Source organism: Micromonospora sp. DT178 (assembly GCF_049841695.1).
GTDB lineage: Bacteria > Actinomycetota > Actinomycetes > Mycobacteriales > Micromonosporaceae > Micromonospora.
Map to the genome: position 1 here is coordinate 109,184 of NZ_JBNCKV010000009.1, position 26,714 is coordinate 135,897.

The following is a 26,714-nucleotide window of genomic DNA, read 5'->3' on the forward strand; positions in this document are numbered from 1 at the left end:
CCAGGCGTCCTTGCCGCTGGGGAAGGTCGGCCACGGCCTCGTTGTTGTCCGGAGGGAAGCGCCCGCGGCCGACTCGTCCGCAAACCGGTCACGGTGGCGCCGATACGCCGGAACCGGACGGAACGCGTTACCCTCCCGCCCGGGGCCCGCCCCACGACGAGGCGCGTGCCTCGCTGCGGGGCGCCGTCGTCCTGTCGCATCTCCCGGTTAGGCTCGCTGCGGCGCGCCGGCCGACCGACGACGTCGGACGCGGCACCACATCGCCGAGACCTGGGAGTACGACCAGTTGACCGCAGAGCCTGAGACCCTGTACGGGGCCGACGACCTCACGCACCTCGAGGGGCTGGACGCCGTCCGCAAGCGGCCCGGCATGTACATCGGCTCCACCGACAGCCGTGGCGTGGGTCACCTCGTCAACGAGATCCTCGACAACTCCACGGACGAGGGCGTCGCCGGCCACGCCACGAAGGTGGAGGTGACGCTGCACGCCGACGGCTCGGTTCAGGTCGACGACGACGGTCGTGGCATCCCCACCGACGTGCACGCCAAGTCCGGCATCTCCGGCGTCGAGCTGGTGCTCACCCGGCTGCACGCGGGCGGCAAGTTCGGCGGCTCCGGCTACAAGACCTCCGGCGGTCTGCACGGCGTGGGCGCCTCGGCGGTCAACGCGCTGTCCCGCCGGTTCGACGTCACCGTCCGCCGGGGCGGCAAGGTCCACGCGATGTCGTTCCGGCACGGCGTGCCGGGAGTCTTCGACGGTGACGGCCCCGACGCCGCGTTCACCCCGGGCCCCGGGCTCCAGATCGTCGGTGCGATGAAGCGTGGCCAGCGCACCGGCACCTCGATCCGCTGGTGGCACGACGCGCGCTACTTCGAGACCGGCGCCACCCTGGACGCCGACGCCGTGCGGACGAAGCTGCGCAACACGGCGTTCCTGGTGCCGGGCGTGAGCTACACGCTGCGTGACCACACCGGCGAGGAGCCGACCGAGGAGAGCTTCCACTACCCCAACGGGCTGACCGACATGGTGGAGTTCCTCGCCCCGACCGGCGACCGGCCCGTCTCCGGCATGCTGGTGGTCACCGGCGAGGGCACCTACCGGGAGAACGCCGCCGACGCCAACGGGGTCATGCAGTCCAACGTGCAGCGTCGGGCCGAGGTCGAGGTGGCCTTCCGCTGGGGCACCGGTTACGAGCGCACCGTCGAGTGTTTCACCAACACCATCCGCAACGCGCACGGCGGCACCCACCGCAAGGGCTTCGAGCGGGGCCTGGCGCGTACCCTCGCCGACGCCGTCCGCAACACCCGTGGCCTGCTCAAGGCCAAGGAGGACCCGCCCACCCTGGACGACGTCCTGGAGGGCATGACGGCGGTCGTGCACGTGCGGATCCCGGAGCCCCAGTTCACCTCGCAGACGAAGGACGAGCTCTCCACCGCCGGCATCACCAAGGTGATCCAGGCGCTGGTAGAGCAGCACCTGAAGGCGTGGCTGGAGGACCGCAGGACCAAGGCCGAGGCGCGTACGGTCCTCCAGAAGATCGTCGACGCGGCCCGGGTGCGGCTGACGCAGAAGCAGCAGAAGGACGCCGCCCGGCGCAAGACCGCCCTGGAGGGCGCGTCGATGCCGCCGAAGCTGGTCGACTGCCGGGCCGCCGGCATCGAGCGCAGCGAGCTGTTCATCGTGGAGGGCGACAGCGCCCTCGGGACAGGTCGACTTGCCCGATCTGCCGAATATCAGGCGCTTCTTCCGATTCGGGGCAAGATCCTCAACGTGCAGAAGGCCAACCTCCAGCAGGTGCTGGACAACGCCGAGTGCGCGGCCATCGTGCAGGTGCTCGGCGCGGGCTCCGGCCGCACGTTCGACCTGTCCGCGATGCGCTACGGCCGAGTGCTGATCATGGCGGACGCCGACGTGGACGGCGCGCACATCCGCACCCTGCTGATCACGCTCTTCGCCCGCTACATGCGGCCGCTGATCGAGGCCGGCCGGCTCTACGCGGCGATGCCGCCCCTGCACAAGATCACCACCAGGGGGCGCAACCCGCAGACGATCTACACCTACACCCAGGCGGAGATGGAGGCGACGGTCCGCAAGCTGGAGAAGGCCGGCAAGCAGATCGTCACCCCGATCCCGCGATTCAAGGGTCTCGGCGAGATGGACGCCGACGAGCTGTGGGAGACGACGATGAACCCGGCCACCCGGGCCGTCCGCCGGATCACCCTCGACGACGTCGACGCCGCCGAGCGGATCCTCGAACTGCTGATGGGCGAGAAGGTCGAGCCGCGCCGCAACTGGCTGATCGACTCCGCCGACCGGGTCGACCGCGAGGCGATCGACGCATGACCAGGCCCGCCACCACCCGCCGGGAAGTGAGCTGAACGATGGCACGCCGCAAGGACGACCGCGCCAAGGTGGACCTGTCCGCCTTCGACCAGGCCGGCGCGCGGGTCTTCGACAATCCGCTGGTCACCGAGGTCTCCGACTCCTACCTGGAGTACGCCTTCTCGGTGATCCACTCCCGGGCCCTGCCCGACGCCCGCGACGGCCTCAAGCCGGTGCACCGGCGCATCCTCTGGTCCATGTACGAGCAGGGCCACCGTCCCGACCGGGGGCACGTGAAGTCCGCCCGCATCGTCGGGGATGTAATGGGCAAGTACCATCCGCACGGCGATACCGCGATCTACGACGCGATGGTGCGCCTGGCTCAGGACTTCTCGCTGAACGCGCCACTCATCGACGGGCACGGCAACTTCGGCAGCCCGGACGACGGGCCGGCGGCGTCGCGCTACACCGAGGCCCGGATGTCGCGCGAGGCGATGCTGCTCGTCGGCGAGCTGGGCGAGGACACGGTCGACGTCGAGCCCAACTACGACGGCTCGCTGACCCAGCCCACCGTGCTGCCCGCCGCGTTCCCCAACCTGCTGGTCAACGGCGCGTCGGGGATCGCGGTCGGCATGGCGACCAACATGATCCCGCACAACCTCGGCGAGGTCGTCTCCGCCGCCCGCTGGCTGATCAACCATCCGGACGCCACGCTCGACAAGCTCATGGAGTTCGTCCCCGGTCCGGACCTGCCCACCGGTGGCGTGCTGCTCGGGCTCGACGAGGTGCGTCGCGCCTACGAGACCGGGCGCGGCGTCGTCCGGATGCGGGGCAAGGTCGAGATCGGCCCGCTGGAGGGCAGCCGGGGCCGGCAGGCGATCACCGTCGTGGAGCTGCCGTACGGCATCGGCGCGGAGAAGGTCATCGCGGCCATCACCAACGAGGTCAACAAGACCAAGCGGCTCACCGGCATCGCCGACGTCAAGGACCTCACCGACCGGGAGAGCGGCACCCGCCTGGTGATCGAGTGCAAGGTGGGGGTCAACCCGCAGGCGCTGCTCGCCGACCTCTACCGGCTCACCCCGTTGGAGCAGTCGTTCGGCGTCAACAACCTGGTGCTGGTCGACGGGCAACCGCAGACCCTCGGGCTGAAGGCGCTGCTGGAGGTCTTCCTGGCCCACCGCTACGAGGTCGTGACCCGGCGCAGCTCGTACCGCCGCCGCAAGCGCCAGGAGCGGCTGCACCTGGTCGACGGCCTGCTGGTCGCTTTGCTCGACATCGACAAGGTGGTCAAGCTGATCCGGGGCAGCGACGACGCGCAGGCCGCCAAGGACGGCCTGATGCGCCAGTTCGGCCTGTCGGACATCCAGGCCACCTACATCCTGGACACTCCGCTGCGCCGGTTGACCAAGTACGACCGGATCGAGCTGGAGGCCGAGCAGGAGAAGCTCCGCAAGGAGATCGCCGAGCTCTCCACCATCCTCGACGACCCGAAGGTGCTGAAGAAGGTCGTCTCCGACGAGCTGGCGGCGGTGGTGAAGCAGTTCGGCGCGCCGCGCCGCACCACGCTCGTCGACGGGGACCTCAAGGAGGTGCTGGCCGCGTCTGCGCCGGCCGGCCCGCTGGAGGTCGCCGACGACCCCTGCCAGGTGATCCTCTCCGCGACCGGGCTGGTCGCCCGGACGGCGGCCGAGTCCGAGGAGGCGTCCGAGGGGCGCCGGCGGCACGGCCGGGTCAAGCACGATGCCGTACGCGCCGTCGTGCACTCCACCGCCCGGGGGCGGGTGCTGCTGGTGACCAGCGCCGGCCGGGCGTTCAAGGTCGACGTGCTGCCGCTGCCGGTCCTGCCCGAGCAGGCGGGGACGGTGTCGCTGCGCGGTGGAATGGCCGCCGCCGAGTTGGTGCCGCTGGAAGCGGGGGAGACCGTGGTCGGGCTGGCGCCGCTCGGGGCGGCGGCCGAGGGCTCCCCGGGTCTCGCCCTGGGCACCCGGCAGGGCGTCGTCAAGGTCTGCGCGCCGGAGTGGCCCGTCCGCTCGGACGAGTTCGAGGTGATCGGCCTGCGGGAGGGCGACGAGGTGGTCGGGGCGACCTGGCTCACCGACGGCGCGGAGACGCTCACCTTCGTCACCTCGGAGGCGTCGCTGCTGCGGTTCGCCGCCGGGCTGGTCCGGCCTCAGGGGACCAAGGGCGGCGGCATGTCGGGCATCAACCTGCCCGCCGATGCCCGCGTGGTGTTCTTCGGTGCGGTCCGCACCGACGACCCGGGCCACGGCGAGCCGATGGTGGTCACCTCCACGGGCGCCACGGTGAAGGTCACGCCCTTCCAGGCGTACCCGGCGAAGGGGCGGGCGACCGGCGGGGTGCGCGCCCACCGCTTCCTCAAGGGTGAGACCGACGTGGCCGTCGCCTGGGTCGGGCCGCGTCCGGTGGCCGCCACCGCCACCGGCGAGCCGGTGGAGCTGCCGGCGGCGGACCCGCGCCGCGACGGCTCCGGCTTCGCCGTGATGCTGGGCCCCACCGTCGTCGGCCACCAGATCGAACGCGACTGACCCGTCAGCAGGGAGGGCCGGCTGCCCCGCAGCCGGCCCTCCCTGCTCCCCGCGCCCCACCCAGCCCCGCTCGACGGGTCGCTGGCACTCCCACCCACCCCACCCCACCCCACCCCACCCGCCGGCTCACCTGCCGCCGTCGATCATGAGGTTGGCTGGTCGGAATCGGGCATACCACCCCGCTAACCTCATGATCAACGCTGCCGGAGGCGGGGCGGGCCGGGGCGGGGGTGGGTCAGCGGGTCGGGTTGGAGTCGGGGGTCGGGGTGGGGTCGGGGGTGGGGGTGGGGGTGGTGCCGCGTAGGTGGGCCACCAGGCGCATGCCGTGGTAGACGGCGAGGGCGGCTGCGGTGCCCAGGGCGATGCCGTTGAACGAGAGGTCGCCGGCGGTGAGGGTGTAGTTGGCCGCGCCGACGATCACCGCGACGGCGGCGGTCAGCAGGTTCACCGGGTCGTGGAAGTCCACCCGGTTCTCGATCCAGATCCGCGCGCCGAGGATGGCGATCAGGCCGTACAGGGCGGTGGTGGCGCCGCCGAGCACGCCGGCCGGCACGGTGAGGATCAGCGCGCCGAACTTCGGGCTGAGCCCGAGCAGCACCGCCGTCAGGCCGGCCACCCAGTACGCGGCGGTGGAGTAGACCCGGGTCGCCGCCATCACGCCGATGTTCTCCGCGTAGGTGGTGGTGCCGGAGCCGCCGCCGGAGCCGGCGAGCACCGTGGCCAGTCCGTCGCCCATGAACGCCCGGCCCATGTCCCGGTCCAGGTTCCGGCCCGTCATCGCGGCGACCGCCTTGACGTGCCCGGCGTTCTCGGCGATCAGCACCAGGATCACCGGGATCACCAGCACGACCGCGCGCAGGCTGAAGCTCGGCGCGTGGAACTCGGGCAGACCGACCCACGCGGCGTCCCGCAGCCCGTCGACCGCCTTCGGATCCAGGTCGCCGAGCACGGCGGCGAGCACCCAGCCGACCACCACCCCCAGCAGGATGGACAGTCGGGCCAGGAAGCCCCGGAAGGCCACCGTGGCGAGCAGGATGGCGGCCAGGGTCACCACCGCGATCAGCGGCTGGGCCTTCACGCCGGTGCCGCTCCCGTCGCCGTCCCAGGCGACGGGGGCGAGGTTCAGGCCGATCAGCGCGACGATCGCCCCGGTGACCACGGGCGGCATCAGCGCGTCGATCCAGCGCGACCCGGCGAGCTGGACGACCAGCCCGACGGCGGCCAGCGCCACGCCGGCGACGACGATGCCGCCGAGCGCCGGGCCGATGTCGCCGCCGGCCTTGGCCGCCAGCACCGGCGCGATGAAGGCGAAGGACGAGCCGAGGTACGAGGGCAGCCGGTTGCCGGTGATCAGCAGGAACAGCAGCGTGCCGAGCCCGGAGAAGAAGAGCGTGGTGGCCGGCGGGAAGCCGGTGATGAGCGGCACCGTGAAGGTGGCGCCGAACATCGCGACGACGTGCTGCACGCCGACGCCGAGGGTGCGCGGCCAGGAGAGGCGTTCGCCGGGATGGACCACGTCGCCGGGGCGGATGGACCGGCCGTCGCCGTGGACCGCCCACGCGGACCAACGGGAGCGCGGCTCGGTGGAGGACTGGGTCATGGAACGCCCTTCGCGTCGTGAAGAGGTGACGGGGGCGCAGGTGAAACCCAGGAGTCGTTTCTAGCAGAGGCCCGGCGCGGCCCGGCCGGTGGCCCGGCAGCGGTCCGGCCCTCGGGCTGGCAGAGGCCGAGCCCCCGGGCTGGCAGAGGTCCGACCGGTGGCCTGGCTCGGCCCGGCCACTGGGTTGGCAGAGGCACGGCAGCGTGGCCTGGGCGGAGCCGTTCCGGCCCACGGTGGGTTGCCGCCCGTCGGGCGGGTCAGGCGACGCCGGCGGGGCGGAACTGGACGCTGACCCGGGGGCCGACGGGGCGGGTGGTCTTGGGTACGGCGTGCTCCCAGGTGCGCTGGCAGGAGCCGCCCATCACCACGAGGTCGCCGTGGCCGAGCGGGAAGCGCAGGCTGTCGCCGCCACCGCGGGGCCGCAGCAGCAGTGAGCGCGGCGAGCCGAACGAGACGATGGCGACCATGGTGTCGGTGTGCGCGGAGCGCCCCTGGGTGTCGCCGTGCCAGGCGACGCTGTCCCGGCCGGAGCGGTAGAGGCACATGCCGGCGGTGACGAAGGGCTCGCCGAGCTCGCCGGCGTAGTGCCGGGTGAGGGCGGCGCGCGCCTCGGTGAGCAGCGGGTGCGGCAGCGGGCGGTGCCCGGCGTACCAGCAGAGCAGCCGGGGGACGTCGACCTCGGCGTCGTACATCGTGCGGCGCTCGGCCCGCCAGGGGACGTCGCGCAGCAGGACGTCGAAGACCTGGGCGGAGCCGGTGACCCAGCCGGGCAGATGGTCGACCCACGCGCCGCGGGTGAGCGGGTGCCGGCGCAGCCGGTCGGCCAGCGGGCTCAGCGACGGTCCGGCGGCGGTGAGGTCGAACATCGACGGCTGGTAGGCGGCCCCGGTCATCCGCCCAGCGTACCCGCCATGTTGGTACAGGTGTACGGAAGGAGGCGGCGCCTCAGCGGTTCAGCATCCGGCGCACCCGGCCACCGATCACCTGCTTGACCCGGGCCTGCAGGCGCTGCCCGCGCAGCGTCTCCGTCTCCTTGCGCAGCTCGACGTTGCGGTCGCGCAACCACTGGATCCGCTCCAGCAGCGCGTCGGGGGCGGTCGCGGCGGCCGGGCGTACGGCGGGCGGGAAGGTGGTGGACCGCACCTGCGCGTCGAACCGGGCCGCGCTGTCGCCGTCGGCGAAGGCGTTGCCCAGGTCGTGCTTGGCGAGGAAGGCCAGCATCGTCTCGTAGCGCGACTTGTGGCCGGCGTTGAGCGCCGTGTAGTCGGCCTCCTCGTAGAGCTGGGCGGCGTCGACGTCGACCGGCACCTCCTTCATCACCCGGTGCGGGATGTCGAAGTAGCGGGCGAGTTCCAGGGTGCGCGAGTCGTGCGCGAAGAGGTAGCCGGGGGTGCCGGCGACCAGCGCGGTGATGGTGCCGTGGATGCGGGTGCCGAACGCGAACTCGAACCCGGAGAGGTAGTCCATCCAGGTCCAGGGGTCGACGAACATCCGCACCTTGTCCTCGGTGAACAGCGGGTGCGAGGTGTGGATCGGGATCTTGCTGGTCCTGCCCCGGTCCCCGGGGGCGTCGCCGTAGAGCAGCGTGCCAAGCGTCTTGAGGTCCTGCGGCAGGTAGCGCAGGTTCGGGTACCGGGCGTGGTGCCGGGCGATGATCTCCGCCATCGACGTGACGTACGGCGAGACGGTGAGCGCGAGCCTGTCGTCGGGCGACAGCGACGCCTTCCTCTTCTCCACCCGCAGGCTGTCGCCGTGCAGGAACATCGACGGGCAGCCGATCACGTCGACGGCCGAGAAGCCCAGGGTGCGCAGGTAGTCCCGGGTGATCTCGCCCCGGACGCCGATGCTGTGCGAGCGGTCGAGGACCGCCCGTACGAACCGGGTCACCACGTCGTCGATCGGGCGGAGGTACTCCCGGTCGCCGTTGACGTCGGTCTGCACGCCGACCCCGAGCACCACCACCGGGATCTTCAGCTGCTCGATGAGCTTCGTCATGGCCTCGACGCGGGAGGCGTAGCTGCGGCGGAAGGCGTTGGCGAGCGGTACGACGTAGACGTCGTACCGCTCGTTGATCATGTCGGCGTCGCGCGGGTTGATCCTGAACTCGGTCGAGGTGATCTCGGCGGTGGCGGTGCGCAGGAGCTTGTGGGCGGCGTGGCTGAAGACGAGGTTGCCATTGTTGTCGCCGATCCAGTTCCGCTCGTGCGTCTCCTCGGGCGAGTAGACGTCGAACGGGCCCTTCTTCGCCCGCATCAGGATCCGCTGGTGCATTCGTCCCCGCCTCTCGTCACCTCAGGGTCTGGGAATACTAGCCACCGATCGGCCGCAACCCGGATGGCCGCCACCCGCAGTCACGTACGGGGACGCAACGGTCACCCAGGGACGACAGGAGCGGGGACTCCCCCACGGGACAGAACGGGCACTCATGGACGGGACGGAACAGAGCCTCAGGTCCGGCGGGTAGGGTGCCCGGCGGGGCGGCGCCGACCGGTGGGCCGCCACGGGGCCCCTCGGGGCGCCTGAGGACGGGGTCGAGGAGGAGACGTACGTGCTGGTGACCCTGCGGATCGTCGGGATGCCGGCATGAACGACGCCGCGACCGCCGCGCCGGCCGTCCGTCCCGCGTCCCCGGCCAGCCGCCTGCCGTCGCTGACCGGGCTGCGCTGGGTCGCCGCCCTGCTCGTCTTCGGGTTCCACGTCGCGACGATGGGCATCATCGCCGAGCCCGGCCAGAAGGCCGTCGTGGACTGGGCCTTCGCCCTCGGCCTGTCGGGCGTGCAGTTCTTCTTCATCCTCAGCGGCTTCGTGCTGGTCTGGTCGGCCCGACCCACCGACACCCGTCGGGCGTTCTGGCGGCGCCGGGTGGCCAAGATCTGGCCGAGCCACGTGGTGCTGTGGGCGGCGGCCCTTGCGGTCGCGGCCTGGTTCGCCGACCCCGTGGACCGGTTCGTCGCGGTGGAGAACCTGTTCCTCCTGCAGGCGTGGGACCCCCGGCCGGGCCACTTCTACAGCATCAACACCGTCAGCTGGTCGCTGTCCTGCGAGTTCTTCTTCTACCTCTGCCTGCCGTTGGCGCTGCCGCTGATCCGCCGGGCCCGACCGTGGGCGCTGTGGGCCGTCGTGGTCGCGGTGCCGCTGCTCATCCTGGCGCTCTGGCCGGCCCAGGCGCTGGTGCCGGAGGAGAGCCGCTGGTGGTTCACCCAGATCTTCCCGCCGGTGCGGTCGCTGGAGTTCTGGATGGGCGTGGCCGCCGCCGAGCTGATGCGGCGCGGCCGGTGGCGTGGGCCGGGCCTGCCGCTGGCCAGCCTGGTCTTCGTGGCGACCTGGGTGGTCGCCGCGCAGTGGGTCCGCGCCGAGCTGTGGGCGGCGCTGCTCTCGGTGGCGTACATCCTGGTCATCGCCGCGGCGGCGGACGCGGACGTGCGCGGGCGGCGCTCGCCGTGGCGGTCCCGTCCGATGATCTGGCTGGGCGAGGTCTCCTTCGCCTTCTACCTGGTGCACGTCCTGGTGATGATCACCGTCCTGCGGCTCACCGGCGACTGGGGCGTCGGCTTCACCGGCTGGCGGGGGCCGGCGGTGGTGCTCGGCTTCCTGCTTGTCAACCTGGCCCTGGCCGGCCTGTTGCACCGGGTCGTCGAGACGCCGATGATGCGGTTGCTCACCCCGCGCAGGCCGGCCCGGGCGACGCCGCGGGACGGGGGCGACGCCGGGACGCACTCCGGCGGCCCCGGGGCGACGCCGCCGGGGGAGCGGGGCAACGCCGTGCCGCGCCCCCGGGCCGCCGATCCGCACGACGACCACCGACCGGCGTACGTCGACTCGCGCTGACCGCCCCGGCGCCTCCACCAGCCGCTTCAGCTCGGCCCGCTCGACCGCAGGGCCCGCCGACGAAATCCCGACCGTTTGGGTGACGCCGGTCACCCCGTCGGCGAACCGGTCATCCGGCGCGGCCCGGTCGATTCCCGCCGGAGTTTCGGCGCCGATGTCCGCCACTCGTCCCGTTGTCACCCGGGGGTGCCCGCAGAAACGGTCGTCCCATTGAGTCGCGTCAGTGGCGAAGTGCCCGCAAAATTGTCTCCCGATCAAGGTTTAAGCAGGTGGGACGGGGTTGGCAGGGCGCGGAACGGCCAGTAATGTCGGCGCGTCCGGTGCGGTACCCGATCGCCAGAGGCGACGCCGCGCCGACCCGCCTAATCGTGAACGACGAACCGGGGACCCAGTGCTTGTTGGGGTGAATCCGTGGGCCGTGGGCCCGTGGTAGGGCGTTCTTCCCGCCCGAATCCGTCAGCTAACCCGGTCGGCGGTGTCGGAAGGAGTTCCATCCTCATGCCACACCCGTCCACCCCTCGGTTGTTCCGCCGTCTCCACGGCGCCGCGGTGCCCGCGCTCGTCCGCCCGCAGGTCACGAGCTGACCCACCGGTCACCGTCCGTCGCCCGGCATCCCGGGCGCATCCCCTGAGTGGTCCACCACCCGCCCGGACGCCCGTCCGCGCGGTCGGTCCGTTCTGCCTCGGCGCGGACCGACGGCCGCTCACCCCCGAGCCCGTGGAGGAAACCGTGAAGCACCACCTCAAGCGACAGCTGCGTCGCCTCACGTCCGAGCGTCCGTACCAGCTGGCCGCCGCGTCCGCCGCGGCGCTCGTGCTGGCGTCGGGCACGGGCGCGCTGCTGGCCGGAGCCGACGAGGCCCCCGCCGCCGCGCAGGCCCCGGTGGCCGCGACCGAACTGCGGGACGACACCGCGGCCTCGCGCAGCCAGGCCAGGGTCGCGACCGCCCCGTCCAGCGCCGCCCCGGCCGCGTCCAGCGCCGCCCCGTCGGCCAGCGCCTCCAGCGCCGCCCCGGACCCGGACCTGACCCGCAAGCCGGAGCCGCCGAAGCCCCCGGCCGCCAAGACCCTGGACTACGACTACCAGGCCCAGACCACCTTCTACAACTGTGGTCCGGCGGCCGTCCGGCACGCCCTCAGCGCCGCCGGCATCGCGCGTAGCCAGGACGCCCTCGGCGCCCAGTTGGGTACCGACCAGATGGGCACCGACTCGGCCCAGGACACCACCCGCGTGCTGAACGCGGTGGTGAAGGGCGACCCGTACCGGACCCGGATGATCCCTGGTGGCGCGGCCACCCCGGCCCAGATGGACCGGCTGCAGGCCGACGTCGTCGCGGCCATCGCCGACGGGCGGGGCGTCGTGGTCAACGTCGCCGGCAGCGCGACGGACACCGACGGCGGCTGGCACTCCTTCCCCGGCGGCCACTACATCGCGGTTGTCGGCTACCAGGACGAGGGGCGGCTGGTGAAGATCGCCGACTCGGCGAACCCGGCGACCGCCTCGTACTGGATCAGCACCATCGCCCTGGCGAACTGGGCCGCCACCCGCGGCTACTCCGCCTGAGCGACACCGTCGGGCGTCGGCCCCCGGATTCCGGGGGTCGGCGCCCGGTGTCGTGTCCGGGTCACGGCCCTCGCCCACGGCGTCCGGTGGGTGGCACACTGCGCCCATGGTCGATGAGTCGGGTGACCGGGACGGCCGGCGGGTGCTCCTGTTGCTGCACGGCATGGGTACGACCGGCGACGTGTGGCTGCCCTGGGCGCCGCTGCTGGAGCGCCGGTGGGCGGGGCGGTGGCTGGCGCCGGACCTCGCCGGCCACGGCTGGTCGCCGCCGCTGCCGGAGTACTCGTTCCCGGGGCTGGCCGCGCGGATCGCCGCGGGGCTCGCGGCGGGGGACCGGCTCGTCGTGCTGGGGCACTCCCTCGGCGGGGTGGTCGGGCTGGCACTGGCCGCCCGCAGCGCCGGGCTGCCCGTCGACGCCGTGGTCGGGCTCGGTATCAAGGCCGTCTGGTCGCCGGCGGAGCTGGCGAAGGCGGGTGAGTTGGCGGCCCGGCCGGTGACCTGGTTCGCCAGCCGGGACGAGGCCGCCCGCCGCTACCTGCGGGTGGCCGGACTGACCGGGCTCTTCGCCCCGGACCATCCCGTCGCGGAGGCCGGGCTGCGGCAGGTCGACGGCCGCTGGCGGCTGGCGATGGACCCGGCCGCGTTCGGCGTGGGCGCGCCGGACCTGCCCGCACTGTTGGCCGCGACCGACGTGCCCGTGCTGCTGGCCCGCGGCGAGCACGACCCCATGGTCACCGACGCCCAGCTCAAGGAGCTGGGCGTGCCGGTGGCCACCCTGCCCGGCCTCGGGCACAACGCGCACGTCGAGGCCCCCGAGGCGGTCCTGGACCTCGTCGACCCCTACCGCTGACCGTTCCCACCCGAGGCGGGGCGTCAGGTGGCGGGGGAGAGCGTCGCCTCGTCCGGGTCGAGCGGCAGGTCGGCCCCGCCGGCACGCGGGGCAGGTGCGTTCCACTCCCCGTCGAGCTGGCGCCGCGCGGCCTCCAGGAACGCCTCGGCGTACGACTCGGCGGGGAAGTCACCCAGGTAGCGGCTCCGGGTGGCCCATCGCGCCGGGGCCAGCGGATCGGTGTCCAGCAGCGCGGTCAGCACCTCGTCCGCGTTGGACATGTCGCGCCGCAGCACGTAGCCCGACCCGGCGAGCGGGAACTGCTCGGGGAACTGGTCGCCGGAGTCCACCATGTCGGTCACCGCGTACGGCTTGCCGGAGTAGAGGTAGTCGGAGATCACCCCGGACACGTCGGAGATCAGCGCGTCCGAGCGGTTCACGCACTCGGTGAGGGTCAGCTCCCGGCTCGCGGCGGCGCCGAAGACGTGCTGCCGGCCGCTGCGGGCCCGGTCGGCGGCCAGCAGTTCCGTGAGCCGGCCCAACTGCCGGGCGGAGGCCGGGTTCTGCGAGGTGTACGGGTGGGCGCGCAGGATCACCGTCGCGCCCCGGTCGAGTAGCCGGCGCAGCAGGGTCTCGGCCACCGGCAGGGAGCAGTAGTTCGCGTCCGCGTTGTGCCCGGTCCAGGTCGGGGTGTAGAGCACGGTCGGGTTGCTCCGGCCGTGCGCCGGCTCGGGGCGTACCTCGATCGACTCGACCTGCGGGCGGCCGACGACGACGAACTTCTCCGCCGGGATGTCCACCCCGGCGCGGGCGTACCGGTCGATGGCGGCCTGGCCGGCGACGAAGATCCGGTCGAAGATCGCCGAGACGGGGTTGGCGCTGGGGGCCTTGTCGCTGTCGCCGTGGTGCAGCTGGACGTGGGTCAGCTGGGTGAAGCGGATGCAGTGGCTGTTCTTCGCGCCGTGGTTGACGTAGAACGCCACCCGCAGGCTCGGCACCAGCGCCTCGTCCATCGCCCTGGTGGTGGGGCAGTAGACCACGGGCGCGCTGGTGGCCGCCGCGATCAACGGCAGGAACTCCGGCTCGCGCACCATCACCAGGAACGGCCGGCCGATCCGCTCCAGGTAGGGCAGCCACATGGTGACCTGGTACTCCGAGCCCGGCGGCGCGGAGAAGTGCAACAGGAACTCGGGCCGGTGCCGGCGCAGCGCGCGGGACACCGCCGAGCCGCCGGCGCCCGGGCGGAACCGGCGCCGGGCCAGGTCCAGCCCGATCGCCCCGGCGCCGGCGGCCACCAGCAGCACGGCCGCCAGCGCGACACCGGCCGGCAGGCCCGCGACGGCCGCCAGCGCCAGCAGGGCGAGCAGCCCCGCCAGGGCGTCGCCGAGGCGGGCGGCGACCAGCGGCGTCCAGGAGCGCACCGGCAGGTTCGCGGCGCGCACCTCCAGGCCGCCGGCGTCCCGGAGCGGATTGACCAGCAGCACCAGCCCCAGCAGGACCAGGGCGGTGACGGCCAGCGCGGGATCGAAGCCGGCGTCGAGGCGGCGGGCGTACCCGACCAGGATCGCCGCCGCGACCAGCGCGGTCTCGGCGGCGTTGTCGGCGCCCGGCCGAACCCGCCGCTCCCAGGTGGCCGCCGCGAGGGCGGCCACGGCCAGCCCCAGCCCCCAGCCGGTCGCGCCGGTCAGCGCGACGACGAGGAACGCCAGCACCGCCAGGCCGGTGGCCAGCGCGCGGGCGAGCAGCTTCCGAACCAGGTCACCACGCATGTCGGCTCCGTTTCCCGCCGTGGCCCGAAATCCGCGTCAGCCGGCGTCGGCCGGGCTGGCGTCCCGCTCCACCCGCGCCGGCCCCGGCTGGGCCGGCACCTCGCCCGGCGCGCGACGCACGTCGATGACCTGACCGGTCAGGTCGGAGATCAGCACGTCCAGCGACGACCGGGCGACGGTCTCGGCGGCGAGCAGGGTGTGCTCCGGCTCCTCGCCGAACGCCTTGGTGCGCATCGGGGTCGCGGTCCGCTCGGGGTTGACGCAGTTGACCCGTACGCCGAACTCCGCCCACTCGTCGGAGAGCGCCTGGGTGAGGTTGACCAGGGCCGCCTTGGTGGAGGAGTAGAGCGCGTAGCGGGCCCGGCCCCGGGTGTAGGAGCTGGAGGTGTAGAGCAGCAGCTGCCCCTTGGTCTGCTGGAGGTAGGGCAGCGACTGGCGGGCCACGATGACCGGCCCCACGAAGTTGACCTGGAGCACCCGGTCCATGGTCTCCTGGTCCATCTCGGCGAGGGCGCCCTTCTCCAGGATGCCGGCGGTGACCACCACGTGGTCGATCCGGCCGGTGGCCTCGAAGGCGGTCTTCAGCGCCGCCTCGACGTCCTCGGCGCGCTCGACGTGGGTGCCGGTGCTGGAGCGGCTGAACGGGAAGACCTGCGCGCCGTAGCGGCGGGCCAGCTCGGCGAGGTCGTGGCCGATGCCGTAGCTGCCGCCGAAGATCACGATGGTCCGGCCGGTCAGCTCCTCGGTGTAGCTGCGCTCGTCGGTCACCCGGGGCGCCTGCGCGGCGGCGAGCTGGAACAGCTTGTCCGCCAAATGCACGTCGACCGGGTGGGTGACCTTGATGTTCTCGTCGGAGCCGTCGATGACCTTGATCGGCGTGCCGGGCAGGTAGCGCAGCACCACCCCGCAGTCGTCGGTGGCGGCGAAGTGCGGGTCGCCCTCGGCGAGCCGGTAGGCCTCGCGGATGGTGCCCGAGCGGAACGCCTGCGGGGTCTGGCCCCGGCGCAGCGAGGAGCGCACCGGGATGTCGGTGATGCAGTCGTCCTCGTCGACCTGGACGATCGTGTCGGCCGACGGGATGGCCACGTCGACCGCCGAGTACGTCCAGAGCGCGTTCACGCACTCCCGGACGATCCGGCCGCTCACCAGGGGCCGCACCGCGTCGTGGAAGAGGATGTTGCAGTCGCCCTCGCCGACGGCGTCGAGCGCGATCCGGGTGGTGGCGTTGCGGGTGTCGCCGCCCTCGATCACCTTGGTGACCTTGCGGAAGCCGGCCTTGTCGACGATCTGCTGGGCGTCGGCGACGTGGCCGGTGGCCATCAGCACGACGATCTCGTCGATCTCGGGCGCGGCCTCGAAGACCGCCAGGGTGTGCTCGATGATCGGCTTGCCGGCGATCTTCAGCAACTGCTTCGGGATGCCGAGGCCCAGCCGGGTCCCGGTGCCGCCGGCCAGCACCACCGCCACCGTCCGCGAGGGCCGCCACGGCGCCGGGTTCTCCGGTGCGGCGTCCGGGCCAGCGGTGTGGTCCTGCGTCATTGCCGAAGCCTCACTCTCAGGGTGCGTGAACAGAAGGTTCCGCCCGCGCGGCGACCGGATGAACCTTAACGCGCGGACCGCGCCGCCCCCACGGGGCGACGCGGTCGGCCGGCACCGGGCGGATGCCGTACGTGCGCCGGGGCGCTACTTGCCGCTGAACGCCTCGTACTCGCGGACGACCTCGTCGGTCGGGCCGTCCATGCGCAGGACGCCCGATTCCAGCCAGATCGTCCGCTCGCAGGTGTCCCGGATCGAGGAGAGCTGGTGGCTGACGAGGAACACCGTGCCGGCGCCCTCCCGCAGCTCCCGCACCCGCCGCTCGCTGCGCTTGCGGAAGATCTTGTCGCCGGTGGCGAGGGCCTCGTCGATGAGCAGCACGTCGTGCTTCTTGGCCGCGGCGATGGAGAAGCGCAGCCGGGCCCCCATGCCGGAGGAGTAGGTGCGCATCGGCAGCGAGGCGAAGTCGCCCCGCTGGTTGATGCCGGAGAAGTCGATGATCTCCGGGGTCCGCCGCTGCACCTCCTCGGGCGACATGCCCATGGCCAGGCAGCCCAGCACGACGTTGCGCTCGCCGGAGAGGTCGTTGAGCAGGGCCGCGTTGACCCCGAGCAGCGACGGCTGCCCCTGCGTGTAGACCGCGCCGCGGTTGACCGGCAGCAGGCCGGCGATGGCGCGCAGCATGGTCGACTTGCCGGAGCCGTTGCTGCCGATCAGCCCGATCGCCTCGCCCCGGTACGCGGTGAAGCTGACCCCCTTGACCGCGTGCACCTCCCGGATGTTCGGCGCCGAGGTGCGGCTCATGATCCGCTTGAGCGCGCCGACCGGGCCGCCGCCCCCGCCGGCACCCTTGTGGATCCGGTAGATGACGTGGGCGTCGTCCACCACCACGGTGGGGATGCGCTCCCGCACCTGGGGCAGCGTCACCGTCACGTCGTTGGACGACTCGAAGTGATCAACCACGGCCGTACTCCTGTTCGCCTCGCCAGAAGTAGATGAAACCTCCGACGCCCATCACGATCGCCCAGCCCAGCGCCGTCACCCAGAGTTGGAGCAGGGAGGAGCTGAGCGTCGGGGTGTCCTCCAGCAGCGAGACCCGGGCCAGCTCGATGTAGACCAGCGCCGGGTTGAGCTCGACCAGCCGGGAGGCCCAGGACGGCAGCTGCTCGCTGAAGAGATCCACGCTGTAGAGCACCCCGGAGCCGTACATCCAGGCGCGCATGACGAAGGGCATGACCTGCTTGAGGTCCGCCAGCTTCGAGCCCAACCGGGCCATCGCCATGGTCAGCCCGGCGTTGAAGACCGTCTGGAGCAGGATCGCCGGCGGCAGCATCAGCCAGGCCAGGGTGATCGGCTCGCCGGTCACCAGCACGATGAGGACGAGCACCACCATTGAGCCGAGCAGCTGCTGGAACTGGGTGATCGTCACGGCCAGCGGCAGGCAGGCCCGGGGGAAGTGCAGGGCCCGGATCAGGCCCAGGTTGCTGGTGATCGACTGCGTGCCGTTCTGCACCGCGGTCTGGGTGAAGTTGAAGATGAACAGACCGGTGCAGAGGTAGGCGATGAAGTTCGGGGTCCTGTCCTGCTCCAGCACCACGCCGAAGATCAGGTAGTAGACCGCCGCGTTGGTCAGCGGGGTGAGCACCTGCCACAGCTGTCCCAGCCGGGCGTTGCTGAACGACGCCACCAGCTTGGCGTTGGCGTACGCGGCGATGAAGTGCCGGTAGTGCCAGAGCTGCCCCGCGTATTCGCCCAGGGACGGCCGTTCGCCGGCGAACCGGAGACCGTACCGCTTGGCGAGCTGGGCCCCGGTGAGCCCGGAATCCGGGTCCGCCACCGTGGTGTTGGCCATGGTTAGGCGCTCCGATCTCTTTCGTGCCAACGGGTTGCGCGCGACGACGGGAGAGCGTGGCCAGTGCGGAGCGCCGCCTCGTCGCCGGGCGAACCGTAGTGGAAAACACGTCGGGACGCAACCGTACCGTCGCTGCGCTACATTGTTGCACGTGAAGACCGATAAGAGGCGGGTGCCGGCCGGTGCGGCGGTGCTCCGTGACGACATCACCACGGCCATCCGCCGCGCGGTCACCCAGGAGCTGGCGGAGGTCGGCTACGGGCGGTTGTCGATAGAGGCGGTGGCCCGGCGGGCCGGGGTCAGCAAGACGGCGATCTACCGCCGGTGGCGCTCCAAGCTCGAGCTGGTGCTGGACATGGTCTCCGCGGTCGCCGGGCGCAAGCTGCCGATGGTGGACGCCGGGAGCCTGCACGGGGACGTGGAGCTGCTGCTGCTCGTGGCCGCCGGTGCGCTGCGCCACCCGCTGGCCTCGCAGATCATCCCGGACCTGCTCGCCGAGGCGGCGCGCAACCCGCAGATCGCCGAGACCCTCCAGCGGGCGCTGGCCGGCTACCAGGACCGGGTCGGCGAGCTCGTGATCGGCCGGGCGGTCGAGCGGGGCGAGCTGCCGGCGGGAGCGGACCGGCGCGGCGCGGCGGATCTGATCGTCGGGCCGGTCTACTGGCGGCTGGCCATTTCCCGGACACCTCTTGACACGCCGGAGATCACGCGCATGGCCGCCGCGATCGTCGCGGCCCTGCGGGTAGCATGTACCGGTCCGTCCCTCGACGAGCCAGCGGTGTGGGACACCCGGTCCCTGACCGCTTCTGAACCCCACCGGGCCGGTGCGTGAACGTTGACCTCGTCGGTCTCGGCCTGATTCGCAACGGGCTAGTATCGCACCCCGAACCCCCACCCGAGCACCATCTGACACAGGAGGATGCCCCATGGCTGGGCCGCACCCAGAGTTCATTCCCCCAGCGCGGCCGATCATCGGCGAGGCCGAGATCGAAGCGGCTGTCCGGGTGCTCCGCAGCGGCCGGGTGGTGCAGGGTCCCGAGGTCGCGGCCTTCGAGGAGGAGTTCGGCGAGCTGGTCGCCGGGCGGCACTGCGTCGCGGTGAACTCGGGCACCTCCGCCCTGCAGCTCACCCTCATGGCCCTGGGCTTCGGCCCGGGCGACGAGGTCATCGTGCCGTCGTTCTCCTTCGCGGCCAGCGCGAACGCCGTCCGGCTGGTCGGCGCCGAGCCGGTCTTCGTGGACATCGAGCCGGGCAGCTTCTGCCTCGACCCGGAGGCGGTCGCCGCCGCGGTCACCCCGCGCACGGTGGCGATCATGCCGGTCCACCTCTACGGCCACCCCGCCGCGATGGACCGGATCATGGCGATCGCCGAGCGGCACGGCCTGGCCGTCGTCGAGGACGCCGCCCAGGCGCACGGCGCCGCGCTGCACGGCACCCCGGTGGGCGCCTTCGGCACCGCCGGCTGCTTCAGCTTCTACCCCACGAAGAACATGCACGCCCTGGAGGGCGGCATGGTCAGCACCGGCGACGCCGAGCTGGCCCGCACCCTGCGGCTGCTGCGCAACCAGGGCATGGAGCAGCGGTACGCCAACGAGATCGTCGGCGCGAATATGCGGATGACCGACGTCGCCGCGGCCATCGGCCGGGTCCAGCTGGGCCAGCTCGGCGAGTGGACCGAGCAGCGCCGGGCCAACGCCAAGTTCCTCGACTCGAAGATCACCGGCATGGTCACCCCGCCGGTTGCCGACGCCGCCAGGCACGTCTACCACCAGTACACGGTGCGGGTGCAGGGCGACCGGGACGCCGCCCAGCAGCGCCTGACCGAGCTGGGCATCGGCAACGCCGTCTACTACCCGACCCCGATCCACCGGCTCAAGCCCTACCTGACCGAGGACGGCAAGCCCGGCCCCTGGGACCTGCCGGAGACCGAGCGCGCCGCCGCCGAGGTCGTCTCCCTGCCGGTGCACCCCTCGCTGACCGAGGCCGAGCTGGAGCGCATCGCCGAGGGCGCGAACCTGGCCGGGGGTGCCCGGTGAGCGCCGGCCGCAAGCTGCGCGCCGGCCTGATCGGCCTCGGCGCGATGGGCCGCAACCACGCCCGCGTCCTCGCCGGCCTGGACGGTGTCGAGCTGGTCGGCATCGTCGACCCGGCCGGCGACACCACCGGCACGCTGCGCGCGCCGGTCGTGCCCGAGCTGGGCGACCTGCTCGCCCTCGGCGTCGACTACGCGGTGGTGGCCTGCCCGACGGCGCTGCACGAGCAGGTCGGCCTGGAGCTGGCCGCCAACGGCGTCAGCGCCCTGATCGAGAAGCCCCTCGCGCAGAGCGTGGACGCGGCGGTACGGCTCGTGGAGGCCTTCGAGGCCGCCGGCCTGGTGGCCGGGGTGGGGCACATCGAGCGCTACAACCCGGCCCTGCAGAACCTGCGCACCCGGCTGGAGGCGGGCGAGCTGGGCGAGGTCTACCAGGTCGTCACCCGCCGGCAGGGCCCCTTCCCGCACCGCATCGCCGACGTCGGCGTGGTGATGGACCTGGCCACCCACGACATCGACCTGACCAGCTGGGTGACCGGCCAGGAATACACCTCGGTGTCGGCGCGGACGGTCTCCCGCAGCGGCCGGCTGCACGAGGACATGGTCGCCGTGGTGGGGCAGCTCGCCGACGGCACCATGGTCAACCACCTCGTCAACTGGCTCAGCCCGCTCAAGGAGCGGTCCACGGTGATCACCGGTGACCGGGGCTGCTTCGTCGCCGACACCCTCACCGCCGACCTCACCTTCTACGCCAACGGCGCCATCGACACCGAGTGGGAGGCGCTGCGCGCGTTCCGGGGCGTCGCCGAGGGCGACATGGTGCGCTACGCGATCGCGAAGCGGGAGCCGCTGCTGGTCGAGCACGAGCGCTTCCGGGACGCGGTCGAGGGCAAGGAGAGCGACATCGTGACCCTGCGCCAGGGCCTGCGTACGGTCGAGGTGGCCGGCGCCGTCCTGCGCTCCGCGACCGACGGCAGCACGATCGCCGTGGGCACGGGCACCCCGTCCCCGGCGGGGGACACCCTCTCCACCCGCTGAACCCGGGCGACCGCGGTCCGCGTCCGGCGGACCGCGGTCGGGCACCCTCCACCGCCAGCCCTCCTCCACGAAGGACAGCGCATGTCAACGCCCCGCCGAGCGCCGCGGCTCGTCGTACTGGTCGCCAACGGCATCACCGGCGACTCCCGCGTACAGAAGACCGCCATCGCCGCCGCCCGGGACGGCTGGGACGTGGTCCTGGTGGGCCGGAGCAGCCGCAAGAAGGGCGAGCCGGAGCGGTCCGCCATGGGACCGATCCAGGTCATCCGGGTTCCGGTGCCGCAGACCCTGTCGCGCCGGCCCGCCCGCGAGCACCGGATCCGCCGCACCCTGACGCAGTTCGGCATCCCGGACAAGTCCGCCCTGGCCCGCTACCGCGCCTCGCACCAGGCCTGGCTCCGGTCGCAGACGGCGAAGCGCAACCCTCCGCCGCGCGCCTGGCTGCGCGCGCACGAGGCGGTCCACCAGTTCCGGCTGCGGGCGTGGGGCTGGGAACAGTTCCACAGCACCCAGCCGCTGCCGCCGACCGGCGACTGGCGGACCGACTGGCCGACGCTTGTCGACATCGACCTGGCGTTCGGGCCGGTGCTGGAGGAGCTGGAGCCGGACGTCATCCACGCCAACGACATCAACACCATCCCGACGGCGGCGATGAGCGCCGCGCGGTTGCGGGCGCGCGGGCGCGGCTGCGTCTGGCTCTACGACGCCCACGAGTACGTGCAGGGCGTCGCCTGGCCCAAGCCGCAGCAGGCCAGTGGCGTGCGGGCCGCCGAGCGGGAGTTCATCGGCCGGGCCGACGCGGTGGTCACCGTCTCCGAGCAGATCGCGGTGAAGCTGCAGACCGAGTACGGACTGCCGAAGACCCCGATGGTGGTGGGGAACTCGCCGGTGCGCGAGGGCATCCGCAGCGGCGCCGTGACCGCCTCCGTGCGGGAGCGCGCCGGCGTCGCCGAGGGCGTGCCCCTGATGGTGTACGCGGGCTGGATCGGCAAGGAACGCGGGCTGGACACCGTCATCGCGGCGCTGCCGCAGCTGCCGGAGCACCACCTGGCCCTGGTCAGCGGCCGGATGACTCCGCTGCTGGAGGACCTGCTCGCCCGCGCCGAGGCGGCCGGCACGCGGAACCGGGTGCACGTGGTCCCCTACGTCGCGCCGTACGAGGTCGCCGACTACCTCAGCTCCGCCGACCTCGGCCTGATCCCGTTCCAGCGGACCCCGAACTGCGAGCTGTCCCTGCCGACGAAGGTCTCCGAGTACCTGCACGCCGGCCTTCCCCTGGTCACGAGCGACGTGCAGGTGGTCCGGGCGTTCGTCGAGGGGCACGACATCGGGGAGACCTTCACCTCCGGCGACGTGGCGGGCTTCGTGGCGGCGACCCGGCGGGCCACCGCCCGCCGGGCCGAGCTGGCCGCGCACATCACCGAGCCGATCCTCGACGAGCTGTCCTGGGAGCGGCAGAGCAGCAAGCTGCTCCAGCTCTACCGGGACCTCTCCGGCGTCGCGCCGGCCGGCCCGCGCGAGGTGCCCTGGACGGTGCAGGAGCGCCCGGTCACCGCGCCGTCGACGGGCACCGCCGAGGCGCGGCCCCTGGGCGGCTGGCGCGAACTCGGCGACACGCCGATCCGCCTCGGCCTCGGCCCGGCCAACTACGCCGGTCAGGCCGCCGCCTTCGCCAGGGCCATCTGCCGGGACAACGCCGACGTGTCGGTGCAGGTGGTGATGAACAAGCTGCCCGGCTCGTTCGACTACCCGGCGGACGTCTACCTCGACTCGCTGCGTCAGCCGGAGCTCGACTTCCAGCTGGAGCAGCTCAACCGGGTGCTCAGCCAGTACACCCACGTGCTGGTGGACGCGTTCATGCCGCTGTTCGGCCAGCTCAACGGCGACAACATCGAGGGTGACCTGCCGGCGCTGCGCAAGGCCGGGATCAAGGTCGCGCTGCTGGCGCACGGTAGCGAGATCCGGCACCCGGACCGGCATCAGCAGCGCCACGAGTTCTCCCTGTTCCGGGACGCGCCCGACGGCATCGCGGCGAAGCTGCGCAAGAAGGCCGAGCGCAACCGGCGGGTGGCCGAGGAGTCCGGGCTGCCGGCCTTCGTGACCACGCCGGACCTGCTCGAGGACCTGCCGTGGGCGACGTGGGCCCCGCTGGTGGTGGACGTCGACGCGTGGGCCTGCGACCGGCCGGTGATGCAGCGGGCCCGCCCGCTGGTGCTGCACGCGCCCTCCAAGCGGTGGACCAAGGGCACCGACCGGATCCTGCCGGCGATGCAGGCCCTGCACGACCGGGGCGTCATCGAGCTGCGGCTGGCCGAGGGGGTCGCCTGGGCGGAGATGCGCGAGCTGGTCCGCGACTGCGACCTGGTGCTCGACCAGTTCACCACCGGCAGCTTCGGCACCTTCGCCGTGGAGGCGATGGCCGCCGGCAAGCCGGTGGTGGCCTACCTCAGCGAGCAGGTCACCAAGACCGTCGGCGGCGACCTGCCGATCGTCAACGCCACCCCGACCGACCTCACCACGGTCGTCGAGTCCCTGCTCGACGACCGGGAGGCGACCGCCAAGATCGGCCTCGCCTCCGCCGAGTACGCCCGCACGTACCACGACGGCACCTGGACGGCCCGCCAGCTCACCTCGTTCCTCGGCTGAGGCACACCGCTCCGACGCGACGGCCGCCCGTCCCCCGCCCACGCGGGGAGCGGGCGGCCGTCGGCGTGGCGCCCCCGACCCACGAACGACGGCGGCCCGGACGATCGGAATCGTCCGGGCCACCGTCGGCGCTGCCGGCCGGGTGTCGGTCAGAAGACCGCCCGCACGTACGGGATCCGGGCCGCCACCATGGAGACGGCGAAGGAGATCACCAGCACGGCCGGGTAGGTCAACCCGATGACCTCCAGCGACCGCCCGGCCTCCACGTCGGGGATCAGCTGCCGGAAGACCTCGAAGACCAGCAGGTGGATCAGGAACACCCCGAACGAGGCGTCGGAGAGGCGGGTCACCAGGCGGCCCACCGCGGGGCGCCAGGTGACCCGGGACCCGATGCTCACCGAGGCCATGAAGATCAGCAGGGTGGCGGCGGCGACCAGCGTGCCGGTCGCCATCACCGGGAAGGTGGCCTGGAGCAGGCGGTGCTGGGGCGCCACCCCGAACTGCCAGATCGCCTCGGCCAGCAGCAGGCCGGCGCCGAGCAGGGCGAGTGCGGTCCAGAGCCGGTTGAGCACGACCCGGCGCAGCGCCCAGCCGGCGATGAAGAAGCCGACGTACGGCCACCACCGGTTCCAGCTGGTCAGGATGTTCGGCCGGGAGTCGCCGAGGATGAGGGCGATGCCCGGGATCATGTACGCGACCATGGTCCAGCCCAGCGCCACCGCGGCGGTGACCAGCGCGCGGTGCCGCCCGCCGGCGTGCAGGAACGGCGCGAGGACCGGCGCGAGCACGTAGAGCCCGGCGATCAGCCAGAGGAAGTACAGCGCGGTGAAGACCTTGCCGTCGATCAGCAACCGGGTGAGCAGGGTGAGGCTCACCTCCTCGCCCCGCATCGCCATCCGCACCACGACCACGTACACCACGTGCCAGACGATCATCGCGGGAAGGATCCGGGCGAACCGCTTGCGGTAGAACGCGGCCGGGCCGGCCCGGTGCGCCCGCGGGTCGAGCACGAACGCCCCGCTGATCATGATGAACGCGGGCACGGTCCAGATCGCCCCGATGTCGATCGCGGTGGCGACCCACCAGCCGAGGTTGCCGCGCAGGTCGTCCTGGCCGACGATGACGCCGAAGACGTGGATCGCCACCACGCCGCAGATCGCCACGACCCGCAGCGCGTCCAGCCCGTACTCGCGCGGGGGTGGTCCGGCGGCCCGGCCCTCCGGGCCCGCGGTGGCGACGGCTCCGTCCGACCGGTGCGGGGCCGGCGACGGTACGGGGCCGGCCCCGACGGCCGGCGCGACGTTGACAGGGTGGGAGGCGGTCACCGGGCCATGCTAGTGCCCCGGGCGGCCCCGTCGACCGCCCCGGCGCACCGGGAGCGTGGCGTCCGGGCGGCTGCCGCTGCCGTACACTCGCCGGGGCCCGACGGGGCCGCACAGACGGAGGAGGCACCCATGACCGACGGCGCCGCCGGACCGGCCGCCCCCGCCACCCGGGGCCGGGTGGTCATGCTCGTGGACAACGGCGTCGAGGGCGACTCCCGGGTGCAGAAGACCGCCGCCTCCGCCGCCGAGGCCGGCTGGGACGTGGTCCTGCTGGGCCGCTCGGCCACCGGCAAGGTGCAGACCTGGCAGCTCGGCGGCGCCGAGGTCCGACTGCTGCCGATGAACACCTCGCTCGCCCGGCCGCCGCACGAGTTCCGCCGCCACTGGGTGCGCGGCCCGCTCGCCTACCCGCCCACCGGGATCGCCGCCCGGCGCGAGCAGGAGGTGCGCGCCCGCCGCGCCGACCTGGAGGCGCGGCTCGGCGCGCTGAGCCAGGCCCGGGGGGAGGGTCGTTCCTCCGCCGGGCTGACGCTGAGCCGGCAGCTGCTGCGGGGCGAGCTGCTGGCGACGAAGGTGTCGCGCCGCTGGGTGTCGCTGCGTCGCCGCCAGCTCAGCCGGGCCCAGGAGGTACGCAAGGACCTGGCCACCCCCGTGGACAAGCTCTACACCCGGTTCTGGCAGACGGTGGCCGGCGACCGCGCCTGGCGCCGGCTCGACCCGGCGCTGTGGGACTTCGAGCTGGCCTTCGGGCCGGTGGTCGACAAGCTTCGGCCGGACCTGATCCACGCCAACGACTTCCGGATGCTCGGCGTCGGCGCGCGGGCCAAGCTGCGGGCCGCCGCCAAGGGTCGGCGCGTCGCGCTGGTCTGGGACGCCCACGAGTTCCTGCCCGGCATCCGGCGCTGGAACGACAGCCCTCGGTGGCTGCCGGCCAACACGGCGCACGAGCGGGAGTACGCCCCGTACGCCGACGCGGTGCTCACCGTCTCCGACGGGCTGGCCGACCTGCTGCGCGAGCGGCACCACCTGCCCGAGCAGCCCACCGTCGTGCTGAACACCCCGAGCAGCGCGGACGCGGCGGGCGGCGGCGACGGGGTGCCCGACATCCGCCAGCTCTGCGGGATCGGGCCGGACGTGCCGCTGCTGGTCTACAGCGGTGCCGCCGCGGAACAGCGGGGCCTCGGCATCATGGTCGAGGCGCTCACCGAACTGCCCGGCGCGCACGTGGCGCTGGTGGTGCCCCGCCCGGCCGCCCCGTACGTGAAGGGGTTGGTGGTGCGGGCGGGTGAGTTGGGGGTGGCCGAGCGGGTGCACGTGTTGTCGTACGTGCCGCATCATCAGGTGGTGCCGTTCTTGTCGGGGGCTTCGGTGGGGGTCATTCCGATTCATCATTGGCCGAATCATGAGATCGCGTTGATCACGAAGTTCTTCGAGTATTCGCATGCGCGGTTGCCGTTGGTGGTCAGTGATGTGCGGACGATGGCGGAGACGGTGCGGTCGACGGGGCAGGGTGAGGTGTTCCGGGCGGAGGATGTGGGGGACTTCGTGCGGGTGGTGCGGGGTGTGTTGGCGGATCCGGGGCGTTATCGGGAGGCGTACGAGCGTCCGGGGTTGTTGGAGTCGTGGACGTGGGAGGCGCAGGCGCGGGTGCTCGACGGCGTCTACTCCCGGCTGCTGCCCGACCACCCGCCCGCCCCGACGCACGGCCCCGCCCCCGAGCCGTCCCCGCAGGTGGGGGTCTGACCGCACGACCGTGCCGCCGGCGGCGGCGGGCGGCGACGCGGCCGCAGCCGGGGGCACTGTGGAGCATGTCGCCATGAGTA

General features: G+C 72.8%; 18 protein-coding genes and 1 riboswitch. Of the genes, 10 read left to right on the forward strand and 8 right to left on the reverse strand.

Going from position 1 to position 26,714, the window contains the following annotated elements:
- The first annotated feature begins 259 nt into the window (after positions 1-259).
- Positions 260-2,344, forward strand: coding sequence for a DNA gyrase/topoisomerase IV subunit B (locus tag ACLQ22_RS18480; protein WP_425693562.1), 2,085 nt, complete (start codon positions 260-262; stop codon positions 2,342-2,344).
- 38 nt (positions 2,345-2,382) lie between these two features.
- Positions 2,383-4,872 carry a DNA gyrase/topoisomerase IV subunit A gene (locus tag ACLQ22_RS18485; protein WP_425693403.1) on the forward strand — a complete coding sequence of 830 codons (2,490 nt, stop codon included), beginning with the start codon at positions 2,383-2,385 and terminating at the stop codon, positions 4,870-4,872.
- A gap of 235 nt (positions 4,873-5,107) precedes the next feature.
- Here ACLQ22_RS18485 and ACLQ22_RS18490 read toward each other — a convergent pair whose 3' ends face one another.
- The 3 genes from ACLQ22_RS18490 to ACLQ22_RS18500 all read right to left on the reverse strand — a co-directional run bounded on the left by ACLQ22_RS18490 (position 5,108) and on the right by ACLQ22_RS18500 (position 8,743).
- Positions 5,108-6,472, reverse strand: coding sequence for a uracil-xanthine permease family protein (locus ACLQ22_RS18490; protein ID WP_425693404.1), 1,365 nt, complete (start codon positions 6,470-6,472; stop codon positions 5,108-5,110).
- Positions 6,473-6,729: 257 nt separating this feature from the next.
- Complete coding sequence (locus ACLQ22_RS18495; RefSeq protein WP_425693405.1) at positions 6,730-7,365, reverse strand: alpha-ketoglutarate-dependent dioxygenase AlkB; 636 nt, start codon at positions 7,363-7,365, stop codon at positions 6,730-6,732.
- Between the two features lie 52 nt (positions 7,366-7,417).
- Positions 7,418-8,743 carry a polysaccharide pyruvyl transferase family protein gene (locus tag ACLQ22_RS18500; RefSeq protein WP_425693406.1) on the reverse strand — a complete coding sequence of 442 codons (1,326 nt, stop codon included), beginning with the start codon at positions 8,741-8,743 and terminating at the stop codon, positions 7,418-7,420.
- A 312-nt stretch (positions 8,744-9,055) separates the two neighbouring features.
- Here ACLQ22_RS18500 and ACLQ22_RS18505 point away from each other — a divergent pair, with 312 nt between their 5' ends.
- The 3 genes from ACLQ22_RS18505 (at position 9,056) to ACLQ22_RS18515 (ending at position 12,714) form a co-directional block, all read left to right on the forward strand.
- Complete coding sequence (locus ACLQ22_RS18505) at positions 9,056-10,300, forward strand: acyltransferase family protein (protein WP_425693407.1); 1,245 nt, start codon at positions 9,056-9,058, stop codon at positions 10,298-10,300.
- A gap of 349 nt (positions 10,301-10,649) precedes the next feature.
- Positions 10,650-10,790: riboswitch (cyclic di-AMP (ydaO/yuaA leader) on the forward strand.
- 228 nt (positions 10,791-11,018) lie between these two features.
- Positions 11,019-11,864, forward strand: a complete 846-nt coding sequence (locus ACLQ22_RS18510; RefSeq protein ID WP_366638934.1) for a C39 family peptidase — start codon at positions 11,019-11,021, stop codon at positions 11,862-11,864.
- A 106-nt stretch (positions 11,865-11,970) separates the two neighbouring features.
- Positions 11,971-12,714: an alpha/beta fold hydrolase gene (locus ACLQ22_RS18515; protein WP_425693408.1), complete on the forward strand. Its 744-nt coding sequence runs from the start codon at positions 11,971-11,973 to the stop codon at positions 12,712-12,714.
- 23 nt (positions 12,715-12,737) lie between these two features.
- On the opposite strand, the gene ACLQ22_RS18520 is transcribed toward ACLQ22_RS18515, so the two are convergent.
- The 4 genes from ACLQ22_RS18520 to ACLQ22_RS18535 form a co-directional block, all read right to left on the reverse strand.
- Positions 12,738-14,462 (reverse strand): CDP-glycerol glycerophosphotransferase family protein, encoded by a 1,725-nt coding sequence (locus ACLQ22_RS18520; RefSeq protein ID WP_425693409.1) that lies wholly within the window; start codon positions 14,460-14,462, stop codon positions 12,738-12,740.
- Positions 14,463-14,498: 36 nt separating this feature from the next.
- Positions 14,499-16,001 carry a bifunctional cytidylyltransferase/SDR family oxidoreductase gene (locus ACLQ22_RS18525; RefSeq protein WP_121395675.1) on the reverse strand — a complete coding sequence of 501 codons (1,503 nt, stop codon included), beginning with the start codon at positions 15,999-16,001 and terminating at the stop codon, positions 14,499-14,501.
- A 144-nt stretch (positions 16,002-16,145) separates the two neighbouring features.
- Entirely contained in the window at positions 16,146-16,961 is an 816-nt protein-coding gene (locus tag ACLQ22_RS18530) for an ABC transporter ATP-binding protein (protein WP_425693410.1), read from the reverse strand.
- Positions 16,954-17,850 (reverse strand): ABC transporter permease, encoded by an 897-nt coding sequence (locus ACLQ22_RS18535; RefSeq protein ID WP_425693411.1) that lies wholly within the window; start codon positions 17,848-17,850, stop codon positions 16,954-16,956. Before ACLQ22_RS18535 ends, ACLQ22_RS18530 begins: the two co-directional genes overlap by 8 nt.
- Before the next feature lie 151 nt (positions 17,851-18,001).
- Here ACLQ22_RS18535 and ACLQ22_RS18540 point away from each other — a divergent pair, with 151 nt between their 5' ends.
- From ACLQ22_RS18540 to ACLQ22_RS18555, 4 genes are all read left to right on the forward strand, one after another.
- The gene (locus ACLQ22_RS18540) at positions 18,002-18,682 is read left to right on the forward strand and encodes a TetR/AcrR family transcriptional regulator (protein ID WP_366638944.1); all 681 of its coding nucleotides are present in this window, start codon (positions 18,002-18,004) and stop codon (positions 18,680-18,682) included.
- Positions 18,683-18,776: 94 nt separating this feature from the next.
- Complete coding sequence (locus ACLQ22_RS18545; RefSeq protein ID WP_425693412.1) at positions 18,777-19,886, forward strand: DegT/DnrJ/EryC1/StrS family aminotransferase; 1,110 nt, start codon at positions 18,777-18,779, stop codon at positions 19,884-19,886.
- Positions 19,883-20,920, forward strand: a complete 1,038-nt coding sequence (locus ACLQ22_RS18550; protein WP_425693413.1) for a Gfo/Idh/MocA family protein — start codon at positions 19,883-19,885, stop codon at positions 20,918-20,920. Before ACLQ22_RS18545 ends, ACLQ22_RS18550 begins: the two co-directional genes overlap by 4 nt.
- Positions 20,921-21,001: 81 nt before the next feature.
- Positions 21,002-23,566 carry a glycosyltransferase gene (locus tag ACLQ22_RS18555; RefSeq protein ID WP_425693414.1) on the forward strand — a complete coding sequence of 855 codons (2,565 nt, stop codon included), beginning with the start codon at positions 21,002-21,004 and terminating at the stop codon, positions 23,564-23,566.
- A gap of 149 nt (positions 23,567-23,715) precedes the next feature.
- Here the strand turns inward: ACLQ22_RS18555 and ACLQ22_RS18560 are convergent, their stop codons facing one another.
- Positions 23,716-24,891: an acyltransferase gene (locus ACLQ22_RS18560; protein ID WP_425693415.1), complete on the reverse strand. Its 1,176-nt coding sequence runs from the start codon at positions 24,889-24,891 to the stop codon at positions 23,716-23,718.
- Between the two features lie 183 nt (positions 24,892-25,074).
- Here ACLQ22_RS18560 and ACLQ22_RS18565 point away from each other — a divergent pair, with 183 nt between their 5' ends.
- Positions 25,075-26,634 (forward strand): glycosyltransferase family 4 protein, encoded by a 1,560-nt coding sequence (locus ACLQ22_RS18565; RefSeq protein ID WP_425693563.1) that lies wholly within the window; start codon positions 25,075-25,077, stop codon positions 26,632-26,634.
- Positions 26,635-26,714: the final 80 nt, after the last annotated feature.

Bases quoted from the DNA above. Each gene is read 5' to 3' on its own strand.
- ACLQ22_RS18500 (WP_425693406.1), bottom strand. From the start codon at position 8,743: ATGCACCAGCGGATCCTGATGCGGGCGAAGAAGGGCCCGTTCGACGTC.
- ACLQ22_RS18520 (WP_425693409.1), bottom strand. From the start codon at position 14,462: ATGCGTGGTGACCTGGTTCGGAAGCTGCTCGCCCGCGCGCTGGCCACC.
- ACLQ22_RS18525 (WP_121395675.1), bottom strand. From the start codon at position 16,001: ATGACGCAGGACCACACCGCTGGCCCGGACGCCGCACCGGAGAACCCG.
- ACLQ22_RS18515 (WP_425693408.1), top strand. From the start codon at position 11,971: ATGGTCGATGAGTCGGGTGACCGGGACGGCCGGCGGGTGCTCCTGTTG.
- ACLQ22_RS18555 (WP_425693414.1), top strand. From the start codon at position 21,002: ATGTCAACGCCCCGCCGAGCGCCGCGGCTCGTCGTACTGGTCGCCAAC.
- ACLQ22_RS18535 (WP_425693411.1), bottom strand. From the start codon at position 17,850: ATGGCCAACACCACGGTGGCGGACCCGGATTCCGGGCTCACCGGGGCC.
- ACLQ22_RS18505 (WP_425693407.1), top strand. From the start codon at position 9,056: ATGAACGACGCCGCGACCGCCGCGCCGGCCGTCCGTCCCGCGTCCCCG.
- ACLQ22_RS18485 (WP_425693403.1), top strand. From the start codon at position 2,383: ATGGCACGCCGCAAGGACGACCGCGCCAAGGTGGACCTGTCCGCCTTC.
- ACLQ22_RS18495 (WP_425693405.1), bottom strand. From the start codon at position 7,365: ATGACCGGGGCCGCCTACCAGCCGTCGATGTTCGACCTCACCGCCGCC.
- ACLQ22_RS18545 (WP_425693412.1), top strand. From the start codon at position 18,777: ATGGCTGGGCCGCACCCAGAGTTCATTCCCCCAGCGCGGCCGATCATC.
- ACLQ22_RS18490 (WP_425693404.1), bottom strand. From the start codon at position 6,472: ATGACCCAGTCCTCCACCGAGCCGCGCTCCCGTTGGTCCGCGTGGGCG.
- ACLQ22_RS18565 (WP_425693563.1), top strand. From the start codon at position 25,075: ATGCTCGTGGACAACGGCGTCGAGGGCGACTCCCGGGTGCAGAAGACC.